The organism is Bacillus sp. EA-CB0995, assembly GCF_055814245.1.
Map to the genome: position 1 here is coordinate 2,340,619 of NZ_CP169269.1, position 13,987 is coordinate 2,354,605.

Sequence of the window (13,987 nt, forward strand, 5' to 3'; positions counted from 1 at the left end):
CTGAGAAATTGGGTTTTTTATATTGGATTTGCCTTAACATATGCCTATAGGGGTACCACCCCATCGCTATCAAGTCAAAAAATTCATTGTTTCCCAAAACAATAAATAAACTGGATTCCCATAGGCAACTAGGAAGAGAGAAAATTTTCGTTTTGGGGATTCTTCAAAATCTTAGCTTGATAGTTATGTGGTGCTACCCCTAAAAGAACCGTAAAAATCTTCTCATTTTTCTTTACTTTTTCTTATTATAGGATTAATCATTCATTTACATTCTTCCTCTATACTCATAGAAGTAATAGATTAATAGATTAAGAGAGAAGTGGGGAGTAGAGGAAATGAAAAAGAAGAAGAAGAAATTGATCGTTGCAGCCATGACGGCCCTTATGGCGGGTTCAGCTGCCATCCAAGTGGCCGTAACACCTGTATCGGCTGCAGAAATTGCGCCAAAGTCTTACACTGCGGGCAGTCCGAAAGAGTTCGATCTGCAGGCGCACCGAGGAGGTATCGGGCTTACCGTCGAGTCCACGCTTGCATCTTTTTCAAAGGCCCTCGAAGTGGGTGTCAGCACCCTTGAGATGGACGTGCAAATCACGAAGGATCATCAGGCTGTAATTACCCACGATCGTCAGGTTCAGGGTTCCAAGTGTCGTGACACGGGGCCGGCGTTTCCTGGTGATCCCATGTACCCATATGTCGGCAAGTACATAAAGGACCTCACCTTGGACGAGGTGCGTACATTGGACTGCGGCTCGCTGAAGCAGGCGTCATTCCCTGGCCAGCAGCTGGATCCTGGCGCCCGCATGCCGCTTTTGAGCGAGGTGTTCGATCTTGTCAAGCTTTACCACGCCAACAATGTACACATGAATATCGAGACCAAAGTGGAAGCCGGAGCACCGAATGAAACGGCCCCCCGTGAAGAGTTTGTACAGATAGTTGCTCGCGAGGTTCGTGAAGCTGGAATGATTAACCGCGTAACGATCGAAAGCTTCGACTGGGGATCACTCATGCGCATGCACCAAGTCGAGCCACGCTTGCCGCTTGTCGCATTGACTAACGGTGATCAGTTCCTGCAGCCTGGTCAGCCTGGCGCATCACCATGGCTGGGCGGAATCGACATCGATGACTTCGGAGGCGATTTTGTCGCTGCAGCCCACTCGTTCGGCGCAAGTGCTATTTCCCCAGTACATGGTGATCCTCAGAACGGCAAGGTCACCGATCCGAACTACAAGCCTTACGTGACGAAGCAAATGGTCGAGGAAGCCCACAAGTACGGCATGAAGGTCATTCCGTGGACGGTCGATGACGAGCCTACGATGGAAAAGCTGATGGATGATGGGGTTGATGGGATAATCACTGATTACCCGGACCTGCTGCGCAGTGTAATGGAGAAACACGGTTACAAGCTGCCAAAAGCCTATCCGGCTCCCAAGAAATAAGATGCTTGGACAAGGCTAATGGTAAAAAAATACAGTGACTTTTTCTAGTATTTTAGTATCATTCTTTTGTTGCGGCGGATCATTTTATCCGCCGCTTTCTTTTGTGAAAATAGCCAAGGCACGGCATATTAATTCAGATATCGATAATAATCCTGTGAATGGTAGCATCTAAAGCCGCATGATTCAGAAACTACCCCAGAACGAAAAATTTTTACATTTTTCTCGTTTTGGGATAAATCGTTATTTTTAGCTTGATGGGCATGTGGTGCTACCCCATAGAGTAATAAATACATTGACTTCCGAAAACAATAATTATGTAAATGAGCTGTCCATATGGGCAGCTTATTGTATTTTTTGCTTAGCGTGGGTTTTTTCCAAAATGCTGGCGATACGCCTATCTGAACTATATAGGATATAAATTACAGAATACCGGAAAGTGTGGGATATGCTTAATAGTTAAAATCGAATCCAATCATAGAAATAGAGTCCTAATATAGGACTCTATTTCTATAGCAAATTCATTTATTATTTATTGAAAAAACCTCAATTTTAAATAAAATCTTTTTTAAGCGCTTGTAAACCAATAAACAGCAAAATTGTAGTTTTATAAAAAAGATTGATCATTAAAAACAAAGATTGATAATTTATAATAAAGTTTGATTAAAAATCCTGTTTTTGCAGGTTTTTTTCTTTAACTATAGGGCAGGTTAGTTGAACAAGAAAGATAAAAACCATTCTATATTAAATGGTTTTTATCTTTATCATAATTTGGTGATGTACTAGAGTGTGTTAATATACGGTCTAATACTTTTTTAGTAAATGACATAAAGTAATTAAGTATTAGCCCCCTAAACAAACGGTTAATAAAGTTCCAACGCCAATTGGTCCATTTAAAATCATTGCCATTATCAAGAATACGATGTAAATGAATGTTCGCGAAAAAAATATATTTGTTCTAGTTAATTCTTGTATGATTAATGTTAATCGGTCAACTGGAATCGGTGCAAAATTTGTGTGTAAATATGTTGCAGTTCCTAATCCTATAACAACTAAGCCAATTCCAAAACAAACAACTTTGCTGTACCATAGTTCAGGCGTTATCAAATTGTGCAATAAAAAAGCCGCATATCAATACCAATACCCGTTATAAATGCTGTTAACAACCCCAAAACTTCTGGTCTTTGTCTTTTTAAAAATGAATTACAACATATCAATATTAAAGCTATTATTATTTCCCAACTTCCTACAGTAAGCCCCACATTTATGGACAGTCCTACCAAAAGTGCATCAAAAGGTGAAGTTCCAAGGTCTGATTGTATAGTGAAAGAAATACCAAGGGTTAATATTAAGATTCCTAATACATAAAAAACATATTTCACTTTACTCGACCTCTTTATTATTATTTTTTTGTTGCAAATGCAACAAAAATGATATATGTTAAATTTAACCTAGCTTTGTTGCATTTGCAACAAAAATATATACTAAGGAGTTAATTATGAAGGAAATTCTTCGTGAAATTGGAATGATAGCAAGGGCATTAGATTCTATAAGTAATATAGAATTTAAAGAATATGACCTTACAAAGGGGCAATATTTGTACCTTGTGCGAATATGTGAAAACCCAGGAATCATTCAAGAAAAGTTATCTGAGATGATAAAAGTAGATCGAACAACAGCAGCTCGTGCTATAAAAAAACTTGAAATTAATGGATTTATTGAAAAGAAGGAAGATAAGCATAACAAAAAAATTAAAAAACTCTTTCCAACAAGGAAAGGGGAAAATGTTTATCCTTTTATAAAAAGAGAAAATGATTATTCAAATATCGTTGCATTAGAGGGATTTTCCGAAAGAGAAGTAGAAAACATTTTCAATCTTCTTCAAAGAGTAAGAAAAAATATAGAAAAAGAATGGGAATTTGTAAAAAGGGAAACAAGAGAAATTATTGATTATATAAAGGAGCGATATATTTAAATGACTATAAATATAAAAAATTGCACCCTTGAAGATTCACGCAAACTTCAAGAAATTAGTTATGAAACATTTAATGAGACATTTAAGCATCAGAATTCACCCGAAAATATGAATGCCTATTTGGAAAGGGCATTTAACTTAAAACAATTAGAAAAAGAATTATCCAATATTTCTTCACAATTCTTTTTTGTTTATTTTAATAATGAAGTCGCTGGATATTTAAAGGTCAATACCAATGATGCTCAGTCTGAAGAAATGGGTGATGAATCACTTGAAATCGAGAGGATTTATATAAAGAACAAATTTCAAAAACATGGGCTTGGCAAATATTTGCTAAATAGAGCTATGGAAATTGCGATGGAACGTAATAAAAAGAAAATCTGGCTAGGCGTATGGGAAAAAAATGAAAATGCTATTGCTTTTTATAAGAAAATGAGGTTTGTTCAAACTGGAGTTCACTCTTTTTATATGGGTGATGAAGAACAAATGGACTTTATAATGATCAAAACACTCATATAACTTTTTTGAAAGGTGGATTATTATGTATATTCCAAAATATTTTAAGGTCATAAATGTTGATGAAATTTGGGATTTTGTTCAAAAAAACTCTTTTGGCACGATTGTCACAACAGAACAAGGGAAACCAATTGCCACTCATATGCCTTTGGGGTTAAATAAAAAAGGTGATGATTACTATATTACTGGGCATATGGCTTATGGAAATCCTCAGTGGAGAACATTTGAAACTTGTGAAGATGTGCTTGTTATGTTTCAGGGACCGAACGCTTACATTTCTTCTTCTTGGTATGGGCATGAGGAAGTTCCAACATGGAATTATCAAGCCGTCCATGTATATGGTAAAGCAAGCATTTTAGAGAAAGATGAATTAATAGAAGAATTAACAATAATGCTGGAAAAATATGAAGAAAATCGTGAAAATCCTGTTTTATGGGATAAACTTTCTCCTCATCTCTTAGAAAGCGAACTGAAAGGTATAGTTGGATTTAAGATTAAGGTGGGAGAAATTCAGGCTGCATATAAATTAAGTCAGAACCGAAATGAAACAGATTATATTAACATCATTGATAAATTACAAAATGAAGGAAATCCAAATTCGAAACAAATGGCAGAACTGATGGAAAAGAGATTAAAAAATCACATATAAGCCTACCTTTATTCAGCCCTCAAATGCAAGAATTAAAGAACGGAACGGAGCTGTCATATTGGCAGCTTCTCTTCAGATTGTGAGAGATTGTACTTAAAGTAAACAGGCTTTAGTTGAAGAGTATAGCACAAAAATGATCAAACTTTTTTATAAAAACTAAACATAAATCTGTAAGAGAAGAATCCATTTTGATCAATCTTTTTTCAAAATGGATTCTTTTATTTATCCTAAAATGCTGGTTTATGAGGTATTTTTGAACAAACTTTATTTTAAAGCAACAATTATTTCAATCAAATTTTATTTCAAAGCTACATTAAGACTTAAAAAATACTAATTTCCTGTAAGTGTTTTAAAAGATATAAAACAACTGTTTACGGTATAAAAATAGTACTATTACTAAGAGGAATTTTTTACTTCTCCTTAGGATAGCACTACACTACATTAAAAAAGCTTAATTATTATTGGATAAGAGGGTGAAGTGAATTTGAATTTGCAACATTCTTCATCTCAAAGTTGTATGAATGGTGCCTAAAACCATACCGCTGGTTAAAGAAAATACATATGTTGTGGACCTTTTAGGATAGATATAGTTATGCAAAAATGATAGCAAGGGGGTCAAGGGAGTGTTTAATGATTTTAAACTTGTGGATGATCGTCCGTTTTATATTCAATTAAAGGATTATTTGAAAAAAATGATTATGAAAGGACATCTGCTGGAACACCAGAAACTTCCATCTACCCGAGAACTTAGTAAATTATTATCGGTCAGCAGAAATACTGTTCTCACTGCTTACGCAGATTTAGAACAAGAAGGTTTAATCTATGCAATAAAGGGAAAAGGAAATTTTATAGGAAAAGTTAAAACATCCAAAACTCCATCCATCGAACTAAACTGGAAAGAAAAAGTCAATGAAGTTACCTTGTTAGCTGATGAATTGGATTTAATGAAGCATGGTGTTCGCTGGGAAAAAGGCATGATTTCATTCAATAGTATTGCCCCAGACGAAAAGCTTTTTGATGTTGAAAATTTTAAAAGAGCTTTTCTGAATCGAATGTCTATTGAAGGGGATATCGTTTTGAACTACGGATATGCAAAAGGTTATAAACCTCTCATTGATTACCTTCTTCACTATATGGAAATGAAAGGGGTAGATATTTCCAATAAGGATATTTTGATTACGAATGGTTTCACCGAAGGGCTGGATATTTTATTGTCTTCTTTAGCGAAAAAATCCGGTCGTATTATATGTGAAAATCCGACCCATCATGCTGCCTTAAAACTGTTTCGATTACATGGACTTGATGTGCATGGGATTGAAATGAAGGATGATGGTATTGATATTGATCAAGTTGAGAAAAGTTTATCCGAAATGGATTTTGATTTCGCATATCTAATCCCGTCTTATCATAATCCGACTGGAATTGTCACATCCTCAGAAAAAAGGACTGAAATCATGAACCTTTTTTCGAAATATGGGATCCCTATCGTGGAGGATGGATTTAATGAGGAATTGCGTTATTCGGGTTCTCATCTAGCACCCCTATTAACATTCGCCGGGTCCGGCAACAATGTTATCTATATCAGCAGCTTTTCAAAAATTCTTTTTCCAGGATTACGTGTTGGTTGGATTTTAGCAGATAAAGAATTAATTCATTGCTTGGAAAGTGTGAAAAGGGCAAGAACGATTCATACATCTACACTGGATCAGGCAGTGCTTTATCAATATTTGCATGATGGTTATTTCGAAAAATATTTAAAAAAGGCCAAGTCAGTTTATAAGAAAAAATATGAACTAGCTGTTCATGCTTGTCATCAATACATTCCTTTTCAAAGAATGACTGGAGATGGGGGACTCCATCTTTTTATAGAGTTAGAAAAAGGAATGAATTCGCGTACACTTTTGAAAAAATGCTATCAAGAGGGAGTCGTTTTTTCTCCTGGGGACGTCTTTTACACGGATGGAAGAGGAAGTAATACGTTTCGATTAGGATTCTCTCGATTAAAAGAAGCGGATATTCTTAAGGGAATTAAGATAATTGGAGATACACTGAAAAATGAAAGCGGGAGTTGAAAAAAGTGAGAGTTGGCGTAATTATGGGAGGCGTGTCCTCCGAAAAACAAGTATCCCTTATGACTGGGGAAGAAATGATTGCACATTTGGATAAAAGTAAGTACGAAATTGTGCCTATTCAACTAAATGACAAAAAAGAGCTTATTGAAAAGGTAAGGAATATCGATATTGCCTTGTTAGCGCTTCACGGAGAATATGGGGAGGATGGTACGATTCAAGGTACACTGGAAACGCTCGGCGTTCCATATACCGGAAGTGTCATGTTATCAAGCGGTATTTGTATGGATAAAAATATGTCGAAAAAATTGATTCGTTATGAAGGAATTCAAACCCCGGATTGGATTCATCTTTCGAATATGGAAGAACTTCAGCTTGATGAAATCGAAAAAATGGGGTATCCGTTAGTGATAAAACCTAATTCGGGTGGTTCCAGTGTAGGGGTAAAGATCGTATACGATAAGGATTCTTTACTATCCTCGCTTGAGGATGTATTGAAATGGGATTCTGAAATCGTAATTGAAAAATATATAAAGGGCGAAGAAATTACATGTTCCATTTTGGATGGAAAACTTTTACCGATTATTTCAATTCAACATACGTCCGAGTTCTTTGACTATCATGCGAAATATGATGATGCGGCTACGATTGAAGAGATTGTAGAACTTCCGGTCACAACGCAAAAGCGTGTCGCTGAGGCTGCAATGGCGTGCTATAGAGCATTAAAATGCAGTGTTTATGCTAGAGTTGATATGATTATAAAAGATGGAATCCCATATGTGATGGAAGTGAATACATTGCCGGGGATGACAAAAAATAGCTTACTGCCAAAAAGCGCTCATGCGGTGGGAATCACCTATAGTAAGCTATTGGATATGATTATTGAAACATCCTTACGGGTTAGGAAAAACGAAGGCTTTTAATAGAAACATAATTAACTGTAGTGTTAAAACTTATTGTTGATTTAGGAGCTTTAGACCTAGTGGGAGCATAACTGTTCTAGTCTTTCTGGTATTTTAATAGTATTGGAAAATATGATTTTGGACAAAGAACACTATGTCGTATACAACGCATGATAGCTGTATGGTCAATAAATAGCCAAATAGCGCGTGTTTTTCCAGCAATTGCAGCTAGGAGTTTTAATCAAACTTTTTTATAAATAATACATCATAGTGTGATGTGAGGAATTCATTTTGACCAATCTTTTTTTCAAAATGGATTCCTTTTTGTTTATTGTAAAAGCCTCGTTCAATTAGTATGTTTGATCAAACTTTGTTCCAGAGTATTAGGGGGGTACTGCCCACGAATAGCGGGATAAAGCGAACTTCTTCGAAAATGAAAAAAGTTGCTTATTTTACAAGCAACTTTTTCGTTTTAAAAACTAAAAAGATTGATTTTGCGCTGGTTTAATAAATTGTTCCGGGTTTTCGAGTAATCCGCACGCAGCGCATTGTACGCGATATGTAGGACCTTGGTAGGCCATATGAAATGCACTCATATTTTCATTTGTATATTCTTCCTCGATTTGACCAGTTTGTGGATTTAATTTTACTGGTTTTGCTGTTTGCTCAATGATATTAAATCTTGTTCGGTTTGTTCTACAATTTGGACAAAGCATTGGTTCCATATCAACACACCTCCATTGTTAGCATTTGTTGATATGGCGGAGTTTATTCATAAGGAAAAACTCTATAAAGGATTTCTGCATTTTTTGTCAAAATAGTAAGAATGTAAGGGAGGAGAAGAATGTGAAACTTCAAATGAAATACATCATTTTATATGCACAGCAATATGAGGAATGTATTCGTTTTTATCGTGACATATTACAGCTACCGATAAAGAGTGAGCACGGTACATATGTTGAATTTGATACAGGTTCTACAATTTTGGCAATCAATAGTAGAAGTGATGTTCAAGAGTTAACTGGTTTATCAATTCCGAAGACGTTATCGGAATCATCTACATTTGAGATTGGATTTGTTGTCGATGATGTTACAGAAACAATACATAACTTAAAAGAACGCGGAGTAAAGGTGTTAGCAGAGCCGGTTACAAAACCATGGGGACAAACAGTTTCCTACGTTTCTGATCCGGATGGAAATTATATTGAAATTTGCAGTTCATTAGACTAAAGGAGCGGGAGAGAATGAGAAAGTTTCCTATTTTAGAAACAGATCGTTTGCAATTAAGGGAATTAACTTTGGTAGATGTAGATGCGATGTTTCATTATTTTACGAAAGAACCTGTTATTCGTTATTTTGGAATGGATTCGTTTCAAAATATAGAAGAAGTAAAAAACGTGATTCGGAATTTTAGAGAAAGATATGAAGAGGGATCTGCATTTCGTTGGGGGATCGTATTAAAAGGAACAGATCAATTAATTGGCTCGTGCGGATTTCATTTAATTAATCACAAGCATAAACGTGCTGAAATCGGATATGAATTAGATGAAACATATTGGGGAAAGGGATATGCGACAGAAGCATTACAAGCTATTCTTACATATGGGTTTGAAACACTTTACTTTAAGCGGATTTCAGCTGTTGTATACCCGGAAAATGAATCATCTCGTAAATTATTACAAAAAGTAGGATTTACGGAAGAAGGGTTGCTTCGAAAATATATGATTCAAAATGATGTCGCGCACGATGCGATTATGTATTCGTTGCTGCAGGAAGAATGGGCAACATTACTTCAAAAAGTACGTTAATTACATGAATATGAATAAAGACAATATAAGACCTAAACCTTTAGTTTTAGGTCTTACAAAATATATCTTTTTATCAAAATTTTTACAAATTATCAATCTTTATTATAAATGATCAGACTTTTTTATAAATTATCGAACTTTATTTTAAATCAACAACTATATTGGACGGTGTTATATATGAACGATAACCTTACCTTGAAAGAATATTCTTCTGATTATCAATCTCAAATTTTAGATTTAATTCTCTCCATCCAACAAGATGAATATAATATTCCTATTTCAAAAGAGGACCAACCTGATTTAGTTAGTATAGAAAGTGTTTACCAATCCGGAAGCGGTAACTTTTGGATCGCACTTTATCAAAGAAAAGTTGTAGGTACTATCGCTCTTTTAGATATTGGCAATCATCAAGTAGCATTAAGAAAAATGTTTGTAAAAAAGGACTTTAGAGGAAAGACATTTCAAACGGCCAGTCTTTTATTACATAATGCAATTGCATGGGCAAAAACAAAAGAAGTGAAAGAAATATATTTAGGAACGACATTGCAATTTGTAGCAGCCCATAGGTTTTATGAAAAACATCGTTTCGAAAATATAGAACTTAACAAGTTACCTACCAATTTTCCTATCATGCAAGTGGACAAAAAATTTTATAAATACATTGTTTCCTAACTCAAAGACAATATAGAGTATTTCTTTGTTCAATAATCGGGCCAGATTGTGGAATAACCCCATGTCCATCAAGCTAAGCTTTTGAAGTACCCCCAAAACAAAAAAAATTATCTCACCACAGTTGTCAATGAGAATTCAGTTCATTTTTTTCGTTTTGGGGAACAATGAATTTCTTAACTTGATGGCGATGTGGCGGTACCCCAATAATTAATCTCAAAAGTGGAATCCATTTTGATCAATCTTTTTTCAAAATGGATTCTTTTTGTTTGTAGTAGAATGTAGGGTTACCTGGGATTTTTGATCAAACTTTATTTCACACCAACAACACCAGCTGAAGTATCTTTTTATTGGAGGATTCCTCGTGAGACATTGAAGAATAAATACAGCCCGTCTGTAATGAATGAGAAGCAAGTGAAGGATCTAGAACGCATGTTACAAGAAGGCTTAGTTAAGTACTTTTTGCATCCTGAAGGAAAGCGTAAGGAATGGATTATTAGTCGTCAAGCAATGTATGAATGGTTTGGAGAACCAAAAGAATAAGGAGAAAGGATGTTAAGAATGAAAGAAGAAACTATTTCATTGTGGGGAGGATTCAAAAATACACTCAGGATGATTGTCTGGTTTTGGATCATAATGCTTTTTATATTTGGAGAAAGTTTGTTACAATAAAAAGAAAAACATAGGGTAAATAAGATAATGAAAAGAGGAAAGAGGCTGAATGAAGTCAACGGGAATCACTAGAAAAGTAGATGAATTGGGGCGTGTAGTTATCCCAAAAGAACTGAGGGATACGCTCGGTATTAAAGAAAAATCACCATTAGAGATCTTTGTAGATGGAGAAAAAATTGTTTTACAGAAGTATCAAGCTGGTGGGGCTTGTGTGATAACTGGTCAGGTTTCAGAACGTAATATGTCATTAGCAAATGGAAAGATTACAATAAGTCCAGAAGGTGCAGAGTACCTGGTTAAAGAGTTGCAACAATACTAAGTTAAATAGAGAAATTAAAGGCTCCGCCATACAGGGAGCTTTTTTATTATTAATATAATAATTTCACATACTGTAATGATTAATAAGGGGTCCTGCCAACAATGAAGAGGGAAGCTACAATAGATTTTACTTGAAGCCTGTGATATCATTTTACTTTATATAGAAAGAGGACGTGAGCAATCGTGATTGCAATTAAAGCGTCTAGACCCGATATTACAATTACGAAACAGAAAGATCCGGAATTAAGTAATATGTATGGGTTTACTGATTTTCACCTAATTCCTAGAGATAAAGGTGGAATCTTTATGTTTTATAACAACAAGAATGAACTAATGTTTGTTGGTAAGGCAAGAAAGTTAAGACCAAGAATAAAAAAACATTTTGAAGATACTGTATCAGTAATCAAAGACCATAGAGATGAAGTAATCAAAATTGATGTTTGTCTTGTAGAAAACGCGATGGAAAGAGAAATTTATGAAATATATATCGCTAATAAACAAAAGTCGAAATATAATGTAGACAAAGTGTTCTTTAAATAAGTAAAAGCTCATAAAAAGGACTAATAAAATGAGACAACTTTGCCTCGGCTTATTAGTCCTTTTTTACCGCTTGCAACGTTACGTTGCACAATGATACGGATATCATTTGAGAGAAAGAACAATTTGATACGATAAAGGATGGGAATAGATTGGATAATCATAGCCAAACACCGGCGTATATATATACGTATGCATTTCGCGAAGAGGAACGTTCTTTATGTTATATGGAGATGCGCTCACTTTTTGGAACGGAATCGCACTCTAATATATTGAAAAGCACAATCAAAATTGATCCGAGCCGAAGCCCGTTTATTAAAGAACGGATTGACGTAATGTATGAAGGAGATGAACTGCCAGATATTTTGAAGCAGGTCGAACAGATTGATTTGTCTGGATCCACGTTCAAAGTCATCTTCGTTAAAATTAATGATCTTGATAAATCGAAAAAAGTAGAATACGGAGAACGCCGCCTTATTGAGCGAGATATCGGCATGCATATTGAAGGTGAAGCCGATGTGCATCATCCAGAGCGTGTATTTGGCATTGTAATCATTGGCGGACGTTGGTACTTCGGAACATATATGGAAAGCGAGGCTGTTTGGTTCCATCACGTGAAAAAACCACGCAGCTATTCTACGTCACTAAGCACACGTGTAGCGAGAGCTGTTGCGAATATCGCTGTGCCAAATCCTGATGGAGTCAAAGCGATCGATCCATGCTGTGGTATTGGAACGGTAGTGGTAGAAGCACTCTCTATGGGCATTGACATCGTTGGCCGTGATATTAACCCGCTTGTCGTAATCGGATCAAGAGAAAACATCGCGCATTTTGGTTTTGAAGGAGATGTAACGGTAGGACCTATCGAAGACATTCAGACAAACTACGATGTAGCAATTATCGATATGCCGTACAATCTATTTACGTGCGCAACACCAGAAGATCAATTCTCGATTTTAAAACATGCGCGCCGTATTGCAAAAAAGTAGTAGTTGTAACAAGCGAAACAATGGATCACATGATCGAAGAAATTGGATTTGAAATTACAGACCGCTGCGTAACAAGAAAAGGAAACTTTTCTCGGCAAATTCTTGTTTGTGAATAGGGAAGTAAGGGAAGACCAATGGGTGCATTGGTCTTTTTTTGTTTACTTTTCATTTTTAATGGTACAATTTCCCTTTGAGGGTAAGGTAGAGTGGGATATGGACACAAATAAGCACGGTGAAATGCGCTATTACTTATATATAAAGGCGCGCAAAAAAGGACATCGCGGCAAAATGGAGGATATTAGCACAAAAGGCCGAGGCGGCAAGGTCGGAAGCGGTGTATCCGGAGGAGAAGAGTCACTATCTTCATTATTTATAGCCGGGAGGACTTCAGTGAACATGAACACAAATAACTATAAAAATACCGAAGGTATTAAAAATTACGCCAAACTCAAAAGTGAGTTAACCTTAAGTAAAGTCGATCAAGCAATTCAAATGTTAATAAAAAATAAAGAAAAAATTAACTTTAACAGTGTTTCAATAACAGCTGGAGTGTCAAAATCGTATCTATATAATCATCTAGATATTCGTGAGCGTATAGATAAACTTCGTGAGCAGCAAAAGAAATTACCTTCTCCTAAACAAGTTAAACATGAAATAACAGATATGAATAAAGACATATTGCTTGCCGCTAAAAACAAACGTATCAAACAATTGGAAGATGAAAATAAAAGGTAAAAAAAGAACTGATGCACCTGCGAGGTAAGATTTATGAAGGATAATCTGCTGAGTAACAATAAAATCGTTACATTTACAATAAAAATGTTTAAAAACGCCAGTCATGTTATTCCGTTAAAGGGCCATTTAATGGAATGAAATTTTAAGTAGCTGGTATAATTTGATTAAAAAGTGAAAGGAGATTCTAACATGGGGTTAGTCATGGCGATCGCGCCTGTTGTAATAATGGGAGGAATTGTAGTATATGTAATTGAAAGGCTTAAACATAAATATAACCAAGGCAACCTAGGTAAGAAAAAATCAAAAGGAACTCAAGATTTATTAGATAGTTTAATACCAATGGGAATGCTTTTTGGTTGTGCTATCGGTGTAATTTTCGGCATATTTTTCTCGATTTCTCTAGTATTTACAATTAGTTTAGGAGCTGGAATAGGCTATCTATTTGGATTTTTTGCTTATGAAATTTATAGCAAGAAAGGAAATAATTATTCATAAATGGCTATCTTCCAGAAACGGGCGCGATTGTGTAATAACACTTAGATTTAAACGACTTTATTGTTGTATTTTTAAGTGCAGTGAAGTATTTCACATCAAAAATTAAACAACTTTATTTTAACCCCGTCTTAAAATCAGAACGGGGTTATACGTGTTTTAGGTTTTAAAATTAAATAACTTTATTGTCATTTTACATAATCCGCCCTTACGTTGAGTACAT

The 13,987-nt window shown here is 35.4% G+C and carries 14 protein-coding genes and 3 pseudogenes; 15 read left to right on the plus strand and 2 right to left on the minus strand.

What is annotated here, in order from left to right; all coding sequences use genetic code 11:
- The first annotated feature begins 335 nt into the window (after positions 1-335).
- A complete protein-coding gene (locus ACEWFJ_RS12195; RefSeq protein ID WP_473688671.1) occupies positions 336-1,436 on the plus strand; it encodes a glycerophosphodiester phosphodiesterase family protein in 1,101 nt (366 codons plus the stop codon).
- A gap of 736 nt (positions 1,437-2,172) precedes the next feature.
- Here the strand turns inward: ACEWFJ_RS12195 and ACEWFJ_RS12200 are convergent.
- Positions 2,173-2,815, minus strand: a pseudogene (locus ACEWFJ_RS12200) (YczE/YyaS/YitT family protein).
- A 116-nt stretch (positions 2,816-2,931) separates the two neighbouring features.
- On the opposite strand from ACEWFJ_RS12200, the pseudogene ACEWFJ_RS12205 reads away from it, so the two are divergent.
- The 5 genes and pseudogenes from ACEWFJ_RS12205 to ACEWFJ_RS12225 all read left to right on the plus strand — a co-directional run bounded on the left by ACEWFJ_RS12205 (position 2,932) and on the right by ACEWFJ_RS12225 (position 7,565).
- Positions 2,932-3,383, plus strand: a pseudogene (locus ACEWFJ_RS12205) (MarR family winged helix-turn-helix transcriptional regulator).
- A 25-nt stretch (positions 3,384-3,408) separates the two neighbouring features.
- Positions 3,409-3,927, plus strand: coding sequence for a spermidine/spermine N(1)-acetyltransferase (paiA, locus tag ACEWFJ_RS12210; RefSeq protein WP_473688673.1), 519 nt, complete (start codon positions 3,409-3,411; stop codon positions 3,925-3,927).
- 22 nt (positions 3,928-3,949) lie between these two features.
- The gene (locus tag ACEWFJ_RS12215) at positions 3,950-4,573 is read left to right on the plus strand and encodes an FMN-binding negative transcriptional regulator (RefSeq protein ID WP_473688675.1); all 624 of its coding nucleotides are present in this window, start codon (positions 3,950-3,952) and stop codon (positions 4,571-4,573) included.
- Positions 4,574-5,196: 623 nt separating this feature from the next.
- Positions 5,197-6,645, plus strand: coding sequence for a MocR-like pyridoxine biosynthesis transcription factor PdxR (gene pdxR, locus ACEWFJ_RS12220; RefSeq protein WP_098311153.1), 1,449 nt, complete (start codon positions 5,197-5,199; stop codon positions 6,643-6,645).
- Positions 6,646-6,650: 5 nt separating this feature from the next.
- Positions 6,651-7,565: a D-alanine--D-alanine ligase gene (locus ACEWFJ_RS12225; protein WP_473688677.1), complete on the plus strand. Its 915-nt coding sequence runs from the start codon at positions 6,651-6,653 to the stop codon at positions 7,563-7,565.
- Positions 7,566-8,023: 458 nt separating this feature from the next.
- Here the strand turns inward: ACEWFJ_RS12225 and ACEWFJ_RS12230 are convergent, their stop codons facing one another.
- On the minus strand, positions 8,024-8,269 hold the full coding sequence (locus ACEWFJ_RS12230; protein ID WP_473688679.1) for a DNA alkylation repair protein: 246 nt from the start codon (positions 8,267-8,269) through the stop codon (positions 8,024-8,026).
- 121 nt (positions 8,270-8,390) lie between these two features.
- Between ACEWFJ_RS12230 and ACEWFJ_RS12235 the strand changes: the two genes are divergently transcribed.
- The 9 genes and pseudogenes from ACEWFJ_RS12235 to ACEWFJ_RS12275 all read left to right on the plus strand — a co-directional run bounded on the left by ACEWFJ_RS12235 (position 8,391) and on the right by ACEWFJ_RS12275 (position 13,767).
- Entirely contained in the window at positions 8,391-8,774 is a 384-nt protein-coding gene (locus tag ACEWFJ_RS12235) for a VOC family protein (RefSeq protein ID WP_473688681.1), read from the plus strand.
- A gap of 14 nt (positions 8,775-8,788) precedes the next feature.
- Positions 8,789-9,352, plus strand: a complete 564-nt coding sequence (locus ACEWFJ_RS12240) for a GNAT family N-acetyltransferase (RefSeq protein ID WP_473688683.1) — start codon at positions 8,789-8,791, stop codon at positions 9,350-9,352.
- A 177-nt stretch (positions 9,353-9,529) separates the two neighbouring features.
- Positions 9,530-10,024 carry a GNAT family N-acetyltransferase gene (locus ACEWFJ_RS12245; RefSeq protein WP_473688685.1) on the plus strand — a complete coding sequence of 165 codons (495 nt, stop codon included), beginning with the start codon at positions 9,530-9,532 and terminating at the stop codon, positions 10,022-10,024.
- 300 nt (positions 10,025-10,324) lie between these two features.
- Positions 10,325-10,564 carry a DNA-binding protein gene (locus ACEWFJ_RS12250; RefSeq protein WP_473692467.1) on the plus strand — a complete coding sequence of 80 codons (240 nt, stop codon included), beginning with the start codon at positions 10,325-10,327 and terminating at the stop codon, positions 10,562-10,564.
- Positions 10,565-10,742: 178 nt separating this feature from the next.
- Positions 10,743-11,012, plus strand: a complete 270-nt coding sequence (locus ACEWFJ_RS12255; RefSeq protein WP_473688687.1) for an AbrB/MazE/SpoVT family DNA-binding domain-containing protein — start codon at positions 10,743-10,745, stop codon at positions 11,010-11,012.
- Between the two features lie 182 nt (positions 11,013-11,194).
- Complete coding sequence (locus ACEWFJ_RS12260) at positions 11,195-11,551, plus strand: nucleotide excision repair endonuclease (protein ID WP_473688689.1); 357 nt, start codon at positions 11,195-11,197, stop codon at positions 11,549-11,551.
- 149 nt (positions 11,552-11,700) lie between these two features.
- Positions 11,701-12,653, plus strand: a pseudogene (locus ACEWFJ_RS12265) (TRM11 family SAM-dependent methyltransferase).
- Positions 12,654-12,675: 22 nt separating this feature from the next.
- Positions 12,676-13,272: a DUF6262 family protein gene (locus tag ACEWFJ_RS12270; protein WP_473688691.1), complete on the plus strand. Its 597-nt coding sequence runs from the start codon at positions 12,676-12,678 to the stop codon at positions 13,270-13,272.
- A gap of 189 nt (positions 13,273-13,461) precedes the next feature.
- A complete protein-coding gene (locus ACEWFJ_RS12275; RefSeq protein WP_473688693.1) occupies positions 13,462-13,767 on the plus strand; it encodes a hypothetical protein in 306 nt (101 codons plus the stop codon).
- The last annotated feature ends 220 nt before the right edge of the window (positions 13,768-13,987 follow it).